Origin of the sequence: Methylophilus sp. 3sh_L, assembly GCF_046766015.1 — a bacterium.
Lineage (GTDB): Bacteria > Pseudomonadota > Gammaproteobacteria > Burkholderiales > Methylophilaceae > Methylophilus.
On the sequence record NZ_JBKOUF010000003.1, the window covers coordinates 214,294 to 232,126 of the forward strand.

The 17,833-nt window shown below is 50.6% G+C and carries 14 protein-coding genes and 1 tRNA gene; 11 read left to right on the forward strand and 4 right to left on the reverse strand.

The features are described 5' to 3' along the window. The first annotated feature begins 102 nt into the window (after window positions 1–102). From ACIDF8_RS08745 to ACIDF8_RS08790, 10 genes are all read left to right on the forward strand, one after another. Complete coding sequence (locus ACIDF8_RS08745) at window positions 103–3,759, forward strand: beta strand repeat-containing protein (RefSeq protein ID WP_412010230.1); 3,657 nt, start codon at window positions 103–105, stop codon at window positions 3,757–3,759. 104 nt (window positions 3,760–3,863) lie between these two features. Beyond that, window positions 3,864–3,937 (forward strand) — tRNA-Gly (locus ACIDF8_RS08750). 11 nt (window positions 3,938–3,948) lie between these two features. After that, window positions 3,949–4,806: a bifunctional hydroxymethylpyrimidine kinase/phosphomethylpyrimidine kinase gene (gene thiD, locus ACIDF8_RS08755; RefSeq protein ID WP_412010231.1), complete on the forward strand. Its 858-nt coding sequence runs from the start codon at window positions 3,949–3,951 to the stop codon at window positions 4,804–4,806. Further along, complete coding sequence (gene thiE / locus ACIDF8_RS08760) at window positions 4,790–5,416, forward strand: thiamine phosphate synthase (RefSeq protein WP_412010232.1); 627 nt, start codon at window positions 4,790–4,792, stop codon at window positions 5,414–5,416. The genes thiD and thiE overlap by 17 nt, the downstream gene beginning before the upstream one ends. A gap of 70 nt (window positions 5,417–5,486) precedes the next feature. Then, complete coding sequence (gene mpl, locus ACIDF8_RS08765; protein WP_412010233.1) at window positions 5,487–6,857, forward strand: UDP-N-acetylmuramate:L-alanyl-gamma-D-glutamyl-meso-diaminopimelate ligase; 1,371 nt, start codon at window positions 5,487–5,489, stop codon at window positions 6,855–6,857. A 15-nt stretch (window positions 6,858–6,872) separates the two neighbouring features. After that, window positions 6,873–7,826, forward strand: coding sequence for an energy transducer TonB (locus tag ACIDF8_RS08770; protein WP_412010234.1), 954 nt, complete (start codon window positions 6,873–6,875; stop codon window positions 7,824–7,826). A 27-nt stretch (window positions 7,827–7,853) separates the two neighbouring features. Further along, window positions 7,854–8,168 carry a (2Fe-2S) ferredoxin domain-containing protein gene (locus tag ACIDF8_RS08775; protein ID WP_412010235.1) on the forward strand — a complete coding sequence of 105 codons (315 nt, stop codon included), beginning with the start codon at window positions 7,854–7,856 and terminating at the stop codon, window positions 8,166–8,168. Window positions 8,169–8,180: 12 nt separating this feature from the next. Beyond that, on the forward strand, window positions 8,181–9,464 hold the full coding sequence (locus ACIDF8_RS08780; protein WP_412010236.1) for a biosynthetic peptidoglycan transglycosylase: 1,284 nt from the start codon (window positions 8,181–8,183) through the stop codon (window positions 9,462–9,464). A 44-nt stretch (window positions 9,465–9,508) separates the two neighbouring features. Next, entirely contained in the window at window positions 9,509–10,594 is a 1,086-nt protein-coding gene (locus tag ACIDF8_RS08785) for a pseudouridine synthase (RefSeq protein WP_412010237.1), read from the forward strand. Window positions 10,595–11,385: 791 nt separating this feature from the next. Then, window positions 11,386–11,775 (forward strand): YidB family protein, encoded by a 390-nt coding sequence (locus ACIDF8_RS08790; protein WP_412010238.1) that lies wholly within the window; start codon window positions 11,386–11,388, stop codon window positions 11,773–11,775. Window positions 11,776–11,817: 42 nt separating this feature from the next. On the opposite strand, the gene pyrE is transcribed toward ACIDF8_RS08790, so the two are convergent. Next, window positions 11,818–12,465: an orotate phosphoribosyltransferase gene (gene pyrE, locus ACIDF8_RS08795; protein WP_412010239.1), complete on the reverse strand. Its 648-nt coding sequence runs from the start codon at window positions 12,463–12,465 to the stop codon at window positions 11,818–11,820. 27 nt (window positions 12,466–12,492) lie between these two features. On the opposite strand from pyrE, the gene ACIDF8_RS08800 reads away from it, so the two are divergent. Then, on the forward strand, window positions 12,493–13,266 hold the full coding sequence (locus tag ACIDF8_RS08800) for an exodeoxyribonuclease III (protein WP_412010240.1): 774 nt from the start codon (window positions 12,493–12,495) through the stop codon (window positions 13,264–13,266). A 913-nt stretch (window positions 13,267–14,179) separates the two neighbouring features. Here the strand turns inward: ACIDF8_RS08800 and ACIDF8_RS08805 are convergent. From ACIDF8_RS08805 to ACIDF8_RS08815, 3 genes are all read right to left on the reverse strand, one after another. Continuing rightward, window positions 14,180–15,424, reverse strand: a complete 1,245-nt coding sequence (locus ACIDF8_RS08805; protein WP_412010241.1) for an AmpG family muropeptide MFS transporter — start codon at window positions 15,422–15,424, stop codon at window positions 14,180–14,182. Between the two features lie 172 nt (window positions 15,425–15,596). Continuing rightward, window positions 15,597–15,917, reverse strand: coding sequence for a c-type cytochrome (locus ACIDF8_RS08810; protein ID WP_412010242.1), 321 nt, complete (start codon window positions 15,915–15,917; stop codon window positions 15,597–15,599). Between the two features lie 13 nt (window positions 15,918–15,930). Further along, window positions 15,931–17,799: a methanol/ethanol family PQQ-dependent dehydrogenase gene (locus ACIDF8_RS08815; protein ID WP_412010243.1), complete on the reverse strand. Its 1,869-nt coding sequence runs from the start codon at window positions 17,797–17,799 to the stop codon at window positions 15,931–15,933. Window positions 17,800–17,833 lie beyond the last annotated feature (34 nt).

The following is a 17,833-nucleotide window of genomic DNA, read 5'->3' on the forward strand; positions in this document are numbered from 1 at the left end:
TTCCTGAATCAAAATTACATCCATATCAGGAATATGAGAGAAGTGATGGTAACCCACTGGTCATGAGGTCAGTGGTGTTTATTATTAACAAGGAGAAGTGTCATGAAAGCAGCATCCTTAAACCACGTCTACAGATTGGTGTGGAGTCATGTACAAAATGCCTGGACTGTAGTTGCAGAGACAGCGCGTAGCAAAGGCAAAAAATCGTTGTCCGTAAGTCGCGGAATACAGAGTCAAAGCCTTACTTTTAGTGCTCGATTAAGTAAGTCAGCTAAGCTTGGATTAAGAGTGAGTTTAGGAGTCGCCGCGCTCACAGCCTCAGGCATTTCTTATGCGCTCCCTTCTGATGCAAAGCTGGACATTGGGCATGCAACTTTTGATGTGAGTAACAATGGCACCACGCTTGATATCAATCAGACAACCTCCGCTCTCAAGGCTTCTTGGCATAGCTTTAATATTGGGTCAAACGAAACAGTTAACTTAAATCAGCATGCTGGCGACCGAGCAATGTTTATGATTACCGGGCCTGATGCTTCGCAAATTGAAGGCAAGTTTAATGTTAGCAATATGCTTTTATTTGTGAATCCCAACGGCATTTATTTTGCCAAAGGTTCTGAAGTTAATGTTGGAAATATTATCCTCTCCACATTAAAAATTACCGATGATGATTTTCTGGCCGGACGTTATAAATTTACAGGCACTGACAATATGGGGTCTATTGTCAATCATGGTGTTATTAAAGCTAAAAATGAAGGTTATATCGTTCTGCTTGGTAAATCAGTAGAAAATACCGGGACGTTGGTAGCAAATAATGGCAGTGTTGTGCTCGGATCGGCACAAGAGGCGACGCTAGATTTCTTCGGTAATGGTCTTGTAAAGGCGAAGCTCTCTGGGGATGCTCTCGAGGCCAATATCAAAAACAGCGGCGCTATCTATGCCGATGGCGGCTTTGTACAAATGGCCACCAATGCCCGCGCGTCTGCAATCAATATCTCCGGGATTGTTGAGGCCAATCAATTGGTCGAGCGTGATGGTGTCATCCGTCTGGAGGGTGGCGAGAATGCCAAGGTCGAAGTGTCTGGTCGCCTGATTGCGAAAGGACTGAACACTACTGGCGGCAGCATTGAGGTCACAGGTGAGCAAGTGGCTTTGATGAACGGCGCTGTGCTGGATGCCTCTGGTGATAAAGGCGGTGGCAAAGTATTGGTCGGTGGTGATTATCAAGGTAAAAATGATGCGGTTTATAACGCTAGAACCACTTATGTAGCCAGCGGTGCAACCATCAAAGCGGATGCCATTGAAGAAGGTAATGGCGGCAAAGTGGTGGTCTGGGCGGATGATTTAACCCGTTACTATGGGGATATTTCTGCACAAGGTGGTGCGTCAAAAGGTAACGGTGGGTTTGTTGAGGTCTCTGGCAAGCAGCACTTGGCTATGCTTGGTGATGTCAATGTTGGTGCAGCCAATGGTATTGGCGGCACGGTTTTATTTGATCCTGAAAACATTGTTTTGAATAACACAGCGGTATCGGCCCCTGCAAACCAACCGAATGGCACACCAGACGATGCATTTGCCAATAATCCAGGCGCAACTACTGAAGTTAATGTCACTCAGGTGAAGGGTTACAGCGAGCTCTATTTGCAAGCTAACAATAACATTACAGTGAACAGTGCGCTTACGATGAATCGTGATGGTAGCGTGCGTCTGGAAGCAAATAATGACATCAATGTAAATGCTGCCATCACAACCACTGGCAAAGGCAGTATCAACCTTAAGGCAGATGCTGACAATAGCGGTACCGGTAATTTAGCAATTGGTGCCAATATTTCAGGGACAGGCGGTGTCACACTTTCAGCTGCCACATTGACGCATACAGCTGGTGATATTAGTGCGCCAGGCGCGGGAAGTAGCACAGGAAAAGCGGGTAATGTAACTATAACGGTGGCAGGATTGGCAGACTTAGGTTCAGCGAATATTTCTGCCAAAGGCCGTGAAAATTCATTCCCCCCTGCTGGGTTTAATGGTGGCAGCGTGACGATTAATGCTGGCAGCTTGAATATGACCGGAAGTATCGACACTTCTGGCTCTTCGGTTGTAGCACCTAACGGGCAAGTTGTTGCATTGCCAGGTGGTAATGGCGGTGCAGTGACAATCTCTACCTCAGGCAATGCGACAGTCGGTAACATCAGCACCGGCGCTGGTGGGGCAGGCGCTGGTAATAATATTGCTGCTAGTAATTCGGGTGCAGTTCAAATCAGCAGTACTAACGGCAATCTGAATATTGGTAATATCAATACTCAAGGCATAAGCAATTCTAATGGGGCTAATGTCACTCTCAACGCTAACAACGGTAGCGTGACCACTGGGAGTATTAACACGAATGCCTCAAATCCTGGCAATAACAACGGTACAAACGCAGGTAATATCGCTGTGAATGCGGGAACAGGAATTAATGTTGGCAGTATCAACGCTTCGGGTGCAACAGGTAAAGGTCAAAGCGGTAATGCCGGGTCGGTTTCACTTGTTTCGACGACTGGTGATGTTGTCACTAAAGAAATTTCACTCAAAGTCGGTTTTGCGTTAGCCAATGGAACAATCGGGCAGGCTCCTGATCTCTTTATTCGTGCGGGCCGAGATGTAATTCAGTCTGGCAATATCATTACTAATGCACAGAGTTTGAATACGACAATTGTCGCAGGCAGAGGGTATAGGAATACCAGCAATTTTGATATTTCTACGGGTGCAAATGGTCGTTGGCTCATTTATTCACAATCACCGGATAATGGGCAGCGCGGTACAAAAATCCTTAATGGCTATGATTTCAAGCAGTACGGCACTACTTATGATGGTGTAAAAAATGGTACACAGCAGATCAATGCTGCAGCCAAAGGGAATGGCTTGATTTACGCTGAAAATATTGTGATTGATCCCAAACTATCTGGGTCTGTAAGTCGTGTTTACGATACGACAACAGATGCTAGTATTGCAGGCTTATCCTTGGTGTCAGAGGGCCGTGATGGTGATGTGATTAATTACAGTAATATAGTTTCTGCAACTTTTGATAACAAAAATGTTGGTGACAATAAGGTCGTGACTACGAATCCTGTTTCGATTCTAAGTGTGACCAACACCACAAGTAGAAATGGTGTTGATGTAGTAAGGCAGGTATATGGCTACACTTTGACAAATAATCAGACTTCTGCAAGTGCCACTGGAGCTATTGGTCAAATTACACCAGCAACTCTTTCAACGGTGGCTGGGATCACAGCGAATGACAAAGTCTTTGATGGTAATACACTCGCTACTCTCAATACTGGTGCCGCAATCTTTAATGGACGGTTGGGGAGTGATCAACTGACAGTGGCGACAGCTGATGGGCAGTTTATTGATAGTGCTGTTGGTACTGGTAAAACGGTTAATATCAGTGCAATTACTTTAGGTGGGGTTGATGCAGATAACTATATATTAGCTGACAATACGGCAACGACCACAGCAAGTATTTTGGCAGTTCCAACCACGCCTACTGCTCCAACCACGCTGTTGAATATTTCGCCCCGTGACAACGCTGGTTTAGGTGGTCTGGTCGGAACTAACCCTGCTTTGAATACGATGACCATCGTTTCACTGAACCCTGCTGCGGGTGATGATGAAGATCCTGATGCGGTGGCTTGTCCTGTGAATGAAGATCACCTGGGTAGTACGCCTATCCTGAGTTCCGGCGTTAAATTGCCGGATGGTGTGAACTCAAATTGTATTTAATGAGTTAAGCGCAAATAAAGCCGGGCAATTGTCCGGCTTTATTTTTATGCTGAATAATGTTTTGTATTCATGCTAACACCAAGTAAAATAGAGCCCGTTCATCTGCGGCTGTAGTTCAATGGTAGAACGCCAGCTTCCCAAGCTTGATACGCGGGTTCGATTCCCGTCAGCCGCTCCAAAGGATTTTTCATGGCAAATACCCCTCCCACCGTTTTAACGTTTGCGGCTAGTGATCCCAGCAGTGGTGCCGGTGTGCAGGCCGATATTCTGGCGCTTTCCAGTATTGGATGTTATCCCTTGTCTGTGATTACCGGCATTACTGCGCAAGATACCGTTGGCGTAGAAAGCGTGATGCCGCTAGACTCAGACTGGATCAACGACCAGGCACGTACCATTTTGGAAGATGTCTCGGTGAGCGCGTTTAAATTAGGCTTGTTGGGAAGCGTTGAGAATGTCGCGGTGATTGCAGAGATTGTGGCCGATTATCCTGATGTGCCATTGATCATCGATCCAATTCTCGCATCTGGCCGCGGCGATGAGCTATCTAACGAAGAAATGCAAGCCGCAATGTGTGAGCTGTTATTTCCGCAAGCGACGCTGATCACCCCAAATAGTCTGGAAGCGCGCCGACTGGCTTATTATGACGAAGGTGACGAGGTCAAGCATAGCTCGCTGCAAGAGTGTGCGTTGCGCCTGCTGGGCATGGGGGCTGAATACGTGATGATTACCGGCACCCATGAGCGCTCAAATGATGTCGTTAACAGTCTGTATGGCTTGCAGAACGGCGCGCCAGGCTTGATTAAAGATTATCACTGGGAACGTTTGCCCGGTAGTTATCATGGCTCTGGCTGTACGCTCACCAGTGCTATCACGGCTTGTCTTGCACATGGCTTGACGATGGAAGAAGCCGTCCACGAGGCACAGGAATTTACCTGGCAAACCTTGCGGCATGCCTTCAGGCCAGGGATGGGACAATTTATTCCGGACCGATTCTTCTGGGCGCGCGAATCAGAGGTGCAGGAAAAAGCCAGTGAGCTTCAGCATTAAAGGTTTATATCTGGTCACACCAGATTGTGATGACACAGCACTGTTGTGCGAACAGGTGAAACAGGCCCTGCAAGGCGGCGTGGCCATCCTGCAATACCGCCATAAAAACGCCACTGAGGCCCTCAGGCTGGAGCAGGCGCAAGCATTGCAAGCACTCTGCCGTGCTGCAAATATTCCTTTTTTAATTAACGACCACGTAGCGTTGGCTGCGGAACTTGATGCCGATGGTGTCCATGTTGGCCAGCATGACCATGCGATTAGCCACGCGCGTGCTTTGCTCGGCAAGCAAAAAATTATTGGCGCCTCTTGCTATAACCAGTTTGCCCTTGCTGAACAAGCGCAAACAGCAGGGGCGGATTATGTGGCTTTTGGTGCGTGTTATCCTTCTTCTACCAAGCCGCATGCACCACGTGCCGAAGCGGCGTTATTTACACAAGCCAAGCAACACTTGGCTCTGCCAGTGGTTGGCATTGGGGGCATTACGCTGGAAAACGCCGGCCCATTGGTCGCGGCTGGAGCGGATGCACTGGCAGTGATTAGCGATATTTTCCAGGCGCACGATATCACTGCCCGCTGCCGGGCATATCAGTCTTTATTTGCGTCAAATTGAATCACATCACTGCCGTTTTGCCAGACGTTGTTTGGTAAAATGCATGCGTTAAACTGTTCTGGTAAATTCTATGCATATTCACATCCTTGGCATTTGTGGCACATTTATGGGCGGCATTGCCGTGCTGGCTAAGGCCGCCGGCCATCGGGTCACAGGGTGTGATGCCAATGTTTACCCGCCAATGAGCACGCAGCTTGAGGCACAAGGCATCGAACTGATCCAAGGCTTTGATCCCTCGCAGACTAGCTTGCAGCCTGATGTGTATGTCATTGGCAATGTGGTGACGCGTGGCAATCCTTTAATGGAAGAAATCCTCAATCAGGGCCTGCCTTATATTTCTGGCCCGCAGTGGTTGGCTGAAAATGTATTGCAAGGTAAATGGGTATTGGCCGTGGCCGGGACACACGGCAAAACCACCACGTCTTCGATGCTGGCCTGGGTGCTGGAGTACGCCGGATTGGCGCCAGGATTTTTGATTGGAGGCGTGCCCGAGAATTTTGGCGTTTCTGCCCGCTTGCCACAGACGCCCAGACAAGACCCTCAGTCGGTTTCCCCATTTTTTGTGATTGAGGCCGATGAATACGACACCGCCTTCTTCGACAAGCGTTCCAAATTCGTGCACTACCGTCCGCGTACGGCCGTGCTGAATAATCTGGAATTTGACCATGCGGATATTTTTGAAGACCTTGCCGCCATTGAAAAACAGTTCCATCACCTGGTGCGGACTGTACCGCAACAAGGCCTGGTGATCGCCAACCAGCAAGACAGCCTGGACCGCGTGCTTGCACGCGGTTGCTGGAGTGCGGTGGAGCGCATAGATACAGCCAATGACTGGCAAGTACAAAATGTTGATACGCAAGGCCGATTTGATGTGTATTTTAACGGCGAACGCCAGGGCAATGTGAGCTGGGAGCTGCTCGGCGAGCATAACCGCAACAACGCCTTAGCCGTGATTGCGGCGGCACGGCATGTTGGCGTTGCACCCTGTATTGCGATTGAGGCATTGAGCGAATTCAAAAATGTGAAGCGCCGCATGGAAGTGAAAGGCGTGGTCAATGACGTGACGGTTTACGACGACTTTGCCCACCATCCTACGGCGATTGCCACTACCGTCGCCGGATTACGGGCCAAAGTGGGCGCCGCGCGGATTCTTGCAGTCCTCGAACCACGCTCTAACACCATGAAACTGGGCGTGATGAAAGAGGCCCTGCCCGACAGCTTGCGGGATGCGGATGCGGTTTTTTGTTACGCCAGCAACCTGGGCTGGGATGCCGCTGCAGCACTGGCACCGATTCAGCACAAAGCTCAAACCTTTGATGACCTCGCCCAACTAGTGGCTGCCGTGCGTGCCATGGCTAAGCCTGGGGATCATGTGCTGGTGATGAGTAATGGTGGGTTTGGTGGCGTGCACCAGAAATTATTACAGGCTTTGCAGGAATAAACAGGCAGACGCCGCATGGGCATAGTGGAGCATCTAAGCAAGCGGTCGGCATTGGTATGGGCCCTGTGGGCTTCGTTGCTGGTGCATGCTGTGCTGCTAACTCTCCACTTTCAGCCTGAACTCAAGGCCTTCAAAGACCAGATTCCTTCTTTACAGGTGATGCTGGTCAACAGCAAAACCCGTAGCGCGCCAGAAAAGGCTGATGCCTTGGCACAAGCCAACCTTGACCGTGGCGGCAATACCGATGAACAGCGGAAGATGAAAAGTCCGCTGCCCAGTGTGCAGCAATTACAAGCCGCTTTGCCAGAGACTGCCCCATCCAATTCACCCTCAGCCAGCCTGGCCGCAGCGCCGCAAGAAACCGAGTTGGTCCGCGAAAAACAACGGGTCGCCAAACTGCAAGAAGAAGCGCAAGCCCTGCTGACGCAACTAAAAGCCAGCACATCAGTCACTAGTCTGCAGGCCCCCTCAACACTGCCGCATCACACGCCCAAAGAGCAGCGCCCTGCGCAGCGACTGCCTGAGCAAGTGCCGACAAATCAGGCTGCCATCCAAGAAATGGCCAAGCTGGAGGCCTTGATCGCCAAGCAACAGGAAGCGTATGAAAACCGGCCCAAGCGGCAGTTTATTGGTGCACGCACGCGTGAATACCGCTTTGCGAATTATGTGGAACAGTGGCGGCAAAAAATTGAACGTGTTGGAAACCTCAATTATCCGCAAGCAGCCCGTACACAAAAGTTATACGGGCAATTGCAAATGACCGTCTCAATTAAGGCGGATGGCACGATAGAAAATATCCATATCCACCGCAGCTCCGGGCACCGGTTGCTCGATGACTCGGCAAGACGGATTGTGCAATTGGCAGCACCGTTTCCGGTATTTACTGAAGACATTCGTCAGGATACCGATGTACTAAGTATTACCCGTACCTGGACGTTTACCAGGGATGACCAACTTTCGACTGAATAATAGTCCTTATTTACTGAGGCGATATAGATGACCCAAAGCCACTTTCAATATCATGTTTTTTTCTGCCTGAACCAGCGCGAAAACGGTGAAGATTGTTGTATGAACAAAGGGGCCGAAGCCGCTTTTGATTACATGAAAAAGCAGGTCAAAACGCAAGGATTAGCGGGTGCAGGCAAGGTGCGCATTAACCGTGCAGGTTGTCTGGACCGTTGCGGGGAGGGTCCGGTGATGGTCATCTATCCCGATGCCGTCTGGTACACCTTTGTCGATGAAAGCGATATCGATGACATCATTGAAAACCATCTGCAGCAAGGCAAAATTGTGGAGCGCCTGGTCGTTTAGGGATTGTCCAAGATGCTCCGTCTTTGGTGCAAACGCCTGCTAATCACGCTGTTGGTAGCGCTTCTGTTGACGGTGACTGCCGTCATGGCCTGGATTTGGCAGCCGTATGACAAAACTGCCTGGCGCGTTAAGCTGCCGATAGGCAGTGGCATTCAGGTCCGTGTGCTGCCCCTGTTCATGTTGGCTACTTCGCCAGCGGGGCGCTGGTGGCTGGATCACAAGGCTTTTAGCCTGCACCATGGCCAGATTCGTCTTTATGATGCAGATGGCTTGCGTGTTCACTGCCAGCAATGTTGGCTGGTCGCCAAGTCGGTCAGTGATAAACCGCTGATGCTGGAGAGCGTGGAGCTATGGCTCAAGCTCAATGGTCAGCAACTGCATGGGCACCTGATTGCACAGTCTTCCCCAGCCACAGGTAATTCCTCCTTCATGCCCCCACCCGCCTTCAAAATCAATTTTGAAGGCAAAGTGACGATGCATGCCCTCAAGCTTAACTGGACGCTACCTGCTACGCCATTAGAAAGCTTACTGGCGCCGCTGGTGAGCCACTCCGAAACGATTGCAAAGGCAAAAGTTGCTGGTTTTTTGACCGCCAGCGGCTCTCTGCGCTGGCCCAAGCAGAGCTGGAGCGCCCAGCCCCAGCTTGAACAGCTGCAAGTCACTGGCCTTGATCTCGACAAGGTCACGACATCGACGGTTCAGTATGATTGCCCCTTGCTTGATGAGCAAAAGCATCCTGAAAAAGTGCACTGGCTCAGTTACGAAAAAATGGGGCATTGGCTGCCTATGGCTGTCATCATCGCTGAGGATGCCGAGTTCAGGCATCATCCAGGCTATGTGCTGACGCAAATGCAGCAATTGCTGGGAAAAGAAAGCACCAATAAAGCGGTAGGCGGCAGTACCATCACCCAGCAAGTCGTCAAATACATGTTTACCAATGGTGAGCGGACCTGGAAACGAAAAATTGAAGAACTGCTCTACGCGGTGCAACTCGAACACACCTTAAATAAAACGCAGATTCTTAATCTGTATTTGAATACCGTGGATTGGGGCCCGGGACTGTGTGGGGCGCATGCGGCGGCCAACTACTATTTTGGCCTGGAGCCTGCCAAGATGAACCCTATCCAGGCTGCCTGGCTGGCCGGAATCATCCGTAACCCCCATCGTGCCTGGAAACAACAGTTTATTGCCAGAAACCCGGTTTTGGCGCGCGCGGAAAGTATTTTGCACTACATGCCAGAAAGCGCCCGCAAGCAACCTGGCAACCTGAATTTTCGACCGCTGCCCGCCAAATAAATTACAATAGCGTCTTATTCATTTTCTATGGTGAGACGACTACCTTGTCTACCCTCAAACTCAATAAACCGCCCGCGCCCTCAGAACAAAAAAGACAAAAACCGGTGCGGCCGCTTTCTGCAGAGCTGCGTGACCGCAGCAAAGCGCCGCCTGTCAAAAAAGAGCGCCCTGCCGTCGAACAGCCAGCGCGCGGTGCGCAAGCGCAGCCAGAACGCAAAGAAAAAACCGTTCGAAATAAGCCTGCAAAATCATTTGATGGTAAATCTGAGCAAAAAGAAAGGCGCTCATCTGCCGCTAACAGCGGGCGTGGCGAATACACGCGCGAACAACAGCATCCGCGCGTTGCAAAAACGGATGACCGCCCTCCTCGCCAGCCTGCTCCTGCCGCCGCTGCCAGCGATCTGCAGCCACGCTTATCGAAAGTCATGGCCGACCGTGGCTTGTGCTCACGTCGCGAAGCCGACGACTGGATCGTGAACGGTTGGGTCAAGGTCAATGGTGAAATCATTGAAACCTTGGGCACCCGCATTGACCCAGAGGCCGAGATTATCATCAGTGCCTATGCCAAAGAGCATCAAGCTGAAACCGTCACCATTTTGCTACACAAACCCGTGGGTTACGTCAGCGGTCAGGCTGAAGATGGCTATGAGCCCGCAGTAGTGCTGGTCAATCCTGAAAATCAATGGTCTGAAGACAGTAGTGATATCCGCTTTAAGCGTGGCCATTTGCGTGGCTTAGCCCCCGCCGGCCGGCTGGATATTGATTCAACCGGCTTGCTCGTACTTACACAAGACGGTCGCGTTGCGCGCAAGCTGATCGGCGATGATTCCAGCGTTGAAAAAGAATACCTGGTGCGGGTTGAAGGTCAACTCAGTGCCAATGGGTTGGCATTGCTGAATCATGGCCTGAGTCTGGATGGCGTCCAGTTAAAACCTGCCAAAGTTTCCTGGCAGAATGAGGACCAGTTACGCTTTGTGTTGCGCGAAGGACGTAAACGTCAGATTCGCCGGATGTGTGAATTAGTCGGGTTGCATGTGGTTGGATTGAAGCGGATTCGGATTGGGAGTATTAACCTGGGTAAGTTGCCGCCAGGGCAATGGCGGTATTTGGGGGCGAGTGAGCGGTTCTGATAGGTTGATTTCTGGGTTAATGGGGAATGGCTTTGTTTGTAATAGGAGTAAAGCGGATCGGTTGCCGCTGAATATCCGTCATTCCGGCATAGGGTGGGCATGTATGCCCACGCGGGTGATGGGTGATGATTTGTCACGTTCTTTTTCGCCTTTCGGCGAGTTACTTTCTGGTGCTTGTCCCCCAGAAAGTAACCAAAGAGGACGACACCCAGCCATCACGGCCTTCGGCTGCCTTGCGTTGCTCGACAAAGTAAGTGGTCACGAAACTCGCCCTAGCAGCTTGCATACCCCGCAAGCTGCCGCGGAGCTCAGACAGTCGCGCCCTTCTCCCTTACTTTGTCTCCGCTACTCAGCGTGATGGGATGGGGTTTATCTCATCAAAATCACAATGTTGAAATTTGGACCGTTCAAAAACTCAAATTCTTTTCTTTTTAGCCCGCAAACGGTGGCACTCATGGGTTTTCGGGCCCCTATCTGACGCGCCGAGTAGCGCAGCCAAAACAAGGAAGAAGGGAGCGACTGTTCGAGTCCCGCAGCAGCTCACGTATTTTGTGAGCTGCCAGGTCGAGTTTCGTGACCGCTTGTTTTGGCGAGCAACGCAGGGAACAAGCGGAAGCTAGGGTGTCTTGTTCTTTGCCTTCTTTCTTATGGACAAGCATAAGAAAGAATGGTCGCCTAAAGGCGAAATAAAATGACTCAGTGCAACTTAGTTAAAACATGCTTACAAAAAAGTAACTCGCCAAGAAGGCGAAAAGAATTTCTAAAGAACCAATGAATTAGGAGCTCTCATAATGGGATTATTCGATAGCGTCGCCGGTGCGATGATGAACAAAGTAATGGGTGACAAAGGCCCTCTGGCAAAACTGGCCATGGAACTTTTTCAACAATACGGTGGTTTACCTGGGATTTTACAAACCCTGAAAAATGGCGGTTTATCTGAGCAGGTAGATTCCTGGGTGAGTAAAGGCGCCAATATGAGCGTCACTGCGCAGCAAATCGGCGCGGCTTTAGGCAGTTCTGTACTGGCAGGGATTGCTACCAAACTGAATATGACTACTGAAGAGTTGAGCAGCAAAATTGCCGAACATTTGCCGGATGTGGTGAATCAGTTAACGCCTAATGGCGTGGTTGAGAATAATCCGGCGCTGATTATGTCCCGCTTGATGGGGATGCTGAAATAAAAAAGCGAGCATCTGCTCGCTTATTTGATAGTAAAAATTGACTTAGCGTACGCAATATTGCACACGGTACGCTTCAATGGCCGGGAAATACTGCGCCAGTTTTTCGTTGCCTTGCAAATAGGCAAACAGGTCAGCCAGTTTGGCAATGCTGACTACCGGCATCTGGTTGTTCTGTTCCACTTCTTGCACGGCTGAAAGCTCTCCTAACCCTTTTTCCTGGCGGTCCAGAGCGATGCTGACCGCGCAAGGGGTGGCTCCGGCATTGCGGATCAGTTCGACTGATTCACGGATAGACGTTCCGGCAGAAATCACATCATCAATAATCAGCACACGGCCTTTGAGTGCTGCACCCACCAAGGTGCCGCCCTCGCCGTGGTCTTTGGCTTCTTTGCGGTTATAGGCATACGGGTAGTTTTTGCCCATGCGCGCAAACGCGATGCTGATGGCTGTGACCAGTGGGATCCCCTTATAAGCCGGGCCAAACAGCATGTCGAATTGCAAACCAGACTGTAGAATGCTGTTTGCATAAAACTCACCCAATTTGAGCATGCTGTCACCATCATCAAACAGGCCAGCATTAAAAAAATACGGGCTTAAGCGGCCGGCTTTGGTTTTAAATTCACCAAAGCGCAATACCTGTTTCTGGATGGAAAACGCAATAAAATCGGCACTGAGTGTGTTGGCAGTCATTTTAAAAAAGCAGAAAGAATTTGAATAATGCGTATTATAACCTTGAACCTCAACGGCATACGGTCAGCCTGTAACAAAGGCTTTTTGCCATGGCTGGCGAATAGTGGTGGCGATATTGTGTGTTTGCAAGAGCTCAAAGCCCAAGTGGGGGACATGCAGCCAGACATGCTGCAACCGCCCGGCTATCACGGCTATTTTCATTATGCCGAGAAAAAAGGCTACAGCGGTGTGGGTATTTACAGCAAGCAGCCTGCAGACAAGGTGATTATTGGTCTAGGCCATGCCGAAATAGACGCTGAAGGGCGCTATCTGGAATGCCAGTACGGCAATCTGAGCGTTGTGTCTTTATATTTGCCGAGCGGCTCTAGCGGTGAAGAACGCCAGCAATTCAAATTTGCCGTGATGGCGAAATTTTTGCCGCATCTGGAGCAATTGATTGCCTGTGGCCGTGAAGTCGTGATTTGCGGCGATTGGAATATTGCCCATCAGGAAATTGACCTCAAAAACTGGAAAGGCAATAAAAAGAATTCAGGCTTTTTGCCAGAAGAGCGCGCCTGGATGACGGATGTACTGGGGCGTGTAGGCTGGGTGGATACTTATCGTGGACTTTATCCGGAGACCACTGATGAATGCTACACCTGGTGGAGTAACCGTGGTCAGGCCTGGGCGAAGAATGTGGGTTGGCGGATTGATTATCAGCTGGCGACGCCAGTGTTGGGTGCAAAGGTGAAGGCGGCGAGTGTGTATAAGGCAGAGCGGTTTAGCGACCATGCGCCGTTGATTGTGGATTATGCGGATTAATTTAGGAAAGTTGTTCTTTTTAGCTTGCTGGGATAGTGCGTTCTGTCATTTTAGATGAGGTGTAGCAAGGGATTGGTAAAGCAAGTTCTTTGCCTGCGCCTCACCGATATTTAGCTGGCTCTGTAGGGCTGTCATTCCGGCGTTGGCCGGAATCCAGGCGAGGTTAACACTTTAACTTGGACACAATTGAAGGGCTGGTAATTAACTTGCCGCGAGTGGATGTGGATGTTTCTTCTGAGATCCACCTTTGTTTTTCGCCCCTCGGCGAGTTACTTTTCTTTGCTTGCCCAAAGATAAAGTAACCAAAAGAAAGTGCACCCTAGCTTCCGCTTGTTTCCTGCGTTGCTCAGTTTAGGACTTTCGTCCGTTGCTTTGCCGGACTTAGGCATAAGCGCTCGCGAAACTCATCCTAGCGGCCTGCACACACCGCAGGCCACCGCGGGATTCGGACAGCCGCTCGCTTCATCTTATTTTGTCTGCGCTACTCGGCGCGGCAGATAGGGGCCCGAAAACCCATGAGCGCCGCCGACTGTTGATTAAAGAAAAGAATTTGAGTTTTTAAACCTCCAATTTTTCACGCTGTGAGTTTGGCGAGATGAATCCCATTCATCACGCTGAGTAGCGGAGACGAAGTGGGGGAAGTCGGCCATCGGCTGTTTGAGTTCCGCAACAAGCCACGAAGTGTGTGGCTTGTCAGGGCGAGTTTCGATGGACGCCCATTTCGTTGAGCAACGCAAGGCAGCCGAAGGCCGTGATGGCTGGGTGTCGTCCTCTTTGGTTACTTTCTGGGGGACAAGCACCAGAAAGTGACTCCCCTAGAGGCGAAAGTAAATGCGGATTAAACGCTGAGCTTCGTTTAGGAAACAGAAGGATTGGCTTAATTTACTCATCGTAAGAAAAAGTCAGGAACTACCTATTTTTGCCGCCAAGGCGCTACCTTAAATAACAGCAACATCCCCGGAATCGCCAGCAACGTACACACATAAAAGAACTGCTGCCATCCCAGTGCCTCGACCATGCCGCCCGTGAGTGCATTGAAAACCGAGCGTGGTACGGCCGAGAGGCTGGTAAATAGTGCAAGTTGCGTGGCGGTGTAGGCAGGGTTGGTTTCACGTGCCATATAGGCGACATAAGCAGCTGTCCCCAGGCCGACGCCAAAAGCTTCAAAACCAATGACTACGGCTAGCATGCTGCGCTCTGACGCACCAATTTCGGTAAAAGGGCCGCTGCTTGCCAGCCAGGCGAAGCCGAGGATGGATAAGGCTTGTATCACGCCGAACACCCACAAGCCACGGTTGATGCCGAGTTTTAGCATCCAGAGGCCGCCTACAAAGGCACCGGCAATTTGCATCACGAGACCGCTGCCTTTGGCAATGGCGCCGATGTCGGTTTTGCTAAAGCCCATATCAATATAAAACGGGGTGGCGAGTGCAGTGGCCATGCTGTCGCCTAGTTTGTAGAGCAAAATAAACACTAGTATCCAAAGTGCGTGTTGCCAGCCGCGGCGGTGGATAAACTCCTTGAATGGCTCAATGACGGAGGCGAGCAAGGTTTTGGGGGCGCTGGCGATGACGGGTTCTTGTGCCCAAAGCGTAAAACCAATGCCTGGGAGCATAAACAAGCCCACGACTAAAAATACCTGTGACCAGGCCAAGTGGTCTGCCAGAATCAGGGCCAGTGAACCAGGCACCAGGCCTGCAATCCGGTAGGCGTTGACATAAAGGCTGTTGCCCAGGCCGAGCTCTTCATCACTGAGCGTTTCGCGGCGGTAGGCATCAATGACAATATCCTGGCTGGCCGAGAACAATGCTACCAGTGTTGCCAGTAGCGCAACCATGCCGATATCCTGTTGCGGTTGGCATGTGCCTAGGCCAACAATGCTGGCCAGGAGTGCCAGCTGTGTGGCAATAATCCAACTACGGCGGCGGCCCAGCGCTTGTAATAAGCTGTAGCGGTCCATCAACGGTGCCCACAAAAACTTCCAGGTGTAGGGCAGTTGCATAAAGGCAAAGGCAGCAATTGTTTTAAGGTTGAGGCCTTCACTACGCAACCAGGCAGGCAATAATTGCAGGAGCAGGTAAAGTGGCAAGCCAGAACTGAAGCCTAGGGCGACACACATGAGCATGCGGCGTGTAAACAGGGTTTGCGAGATCGTCATGCCCGCATTGTAAACGCTTTTAAGGCATGGCTAATTTTGTGGCAAAAAAAAGCCAACCCTTGCGGGTTGGCACACTCGGAGATCAATGGTAAAACTGTTTGGAAACAGGCGTCAGTGGACAAGTGGATCCTCAATATTGCACAGGCCACTGACGCCTTATTTCGCAGGGGAACTACAAACTCAACACCCACTGGACGATGGTTTTGATATCTTCGTCCTTCACTTGAGGGCTGTTAGGGGGCATGGGCATTTCACCCCATACACCGCTGCCGCCTGCTTTCACTTTCTGGATCAGCTTGGCTTCAGCCGTTTTATCACCTTTGTACTTGGCGGCGACTTCTTTATAAGCCGGGCCAACGACTTTTTTGTCGATGCCATGGCAAAGTAAGCAGCCACTTTTTTGTGCCAGGGCTTCGGCGCCATTGCCAGCAATCGCTGAAGCAGTGGCCGCCAGTAAGGCCGTGGCAAGCAAGGTCTGGTTAAATAATTGCATGCGATTTCCTCTCTTATAAGCTGAATACATTCATGGCACCGCCACCAGGCGCCGCGTTGTATTTAGTCAGTTCCTTGTAACCACCGGCAGCGCCCAAGCCATCTGTGTCGTTGGTCAAACCAAGGTTCATCGCTACCGCAGCCCAGCCACCAATGCCTGACAATACGCCAACGTATTGTTTGCCTTTATGGCCATAGGTGATCATGTTGCCAACAACGCCTGAGCCTACCTGGAACTTCCACAACTCTTTACCGGTTTTGGCATCCAGTGCTTTTACCCAACGGTCTAACGTGCCGTAGAACACCAGGTCAGAAGCGGTCACCAGTGCGCCACCCCAAGCAGAGAATTTCTCCTTGTTGTACCACTGTGCTTTGCCTTTGAGGCCATCCCAGGCCATAAAGCCACCCATCACACCGTCTGGACCGGCAAACATGGTCAATGTCGCCCCTACCCAAGGTTGACCAGCCACATATTTAGACTCAACTGGCTCATAGGTCATGCACACGTGGTTAAGTGGCACATAAAACATTTTGTTTTTAGGTGAAAACGCGGACGGTTGTTCGTCTTTGACCCCTAGCGCAGAAGGGCATACGCCTTTCGCGTTGTAATCCTGGTGGGTAGAAAACTTTGGATCCTTAACCGGAATACCTGTTTTCAAATCAATCTTGGTTGCCCAGTTGACGAACGGATGCATTTTCTCAGCGACCAGCAGCGTGCCGTTTGCACGGTCAAAGGTATAACCAAAGCCGTTGCGGTCAAAGTGGGTGGCCAATTGTTTGCCGTTGGCTTCCCACAGCACGATTTCGTTCATGCCGTCATAATCCCACTCATCGTGTGGCGTCATCTGGTAGCCCCAGCGAGCCAACCCGCTATCGAGGTCACGGGCAAAAATCGTCATCGACCATTTGTTGTCGCCTGGACGTACGTCTGGGTTCCAGGTGCCTGGGTTACCGCTGCCGTAGTACATCAGGTTCAATTTCGGATCATAAGAGTACCAACCCCATGTTGGGCCACCGCCATTCTGCCAGCCGTCTTTCTGCTGTTGTGGTTTGAGCCAGGTGCGTACCCCCAGGTTAGCTTCTGGATATTTCAATTGTGCTTTGTCCAGATTTTTAAAGGAGCCACCCATTTTGTTGCCACCATTGACATCTTCATACAATGACAAAGCATTGTAGTGCGGGTTTTCCTTGTTGAAGTCTGGTCCAATCATCACTTCGCTGTCAGGGCCGGTGCTGTAGGCTTTCCAGATCAGGCTACCATCTTTGATGTTGTAGGCGCTGATGTGGCAACGTACACCGAATTCACCGCCTGAACAGCCAGTGATTACTTTATCTTTAAACACGTGCGGAGCGTTGGTGTTGGCCGCACCTGTTCTTGGATCATTCACCGTTACTTCCCAAACTTTGGCCCCTGTTTTTGCATCCAGTGCAACCAGTACGCCATTATTCTGTTGCAGCAGAATCTTGCCGTCACCGTAGCCCAAGCCTTTGTTCACGTTGTCGCAACACATCACAGATTGCACATCTGGACTCTGTTTAGGGAAATAAGACCACAGAATTTTCTGGTCATCGTTCAAGTCCAGCGCATACACGTTGTTTGGGAATGCGGTATGGATATACATGGTGTTGCCGATGACCAATGGCGCACCTTCGTGGCCGCGGTTCACGCCAGTGGCAAATGACCAGGCCATTTTCAATTGTTTGACGTTGCCTTTGTTGATTTGTGACAAGCGGCTGTAGCCCTGATTCGCGTAGTCTTTACGCTGCATGGCCCATTGGTTGTCGTCTTTCATTAAAGCGTCCAGTTCAGCATCTGCCCATGCGCTGGTGCTGATGCTGCCTAACAGTAATGCGCTGATGGCAAGCTTGATACGTTGTTGCATAAATAACCTCCAAAATGGTTGCTTTGAAGCTGGA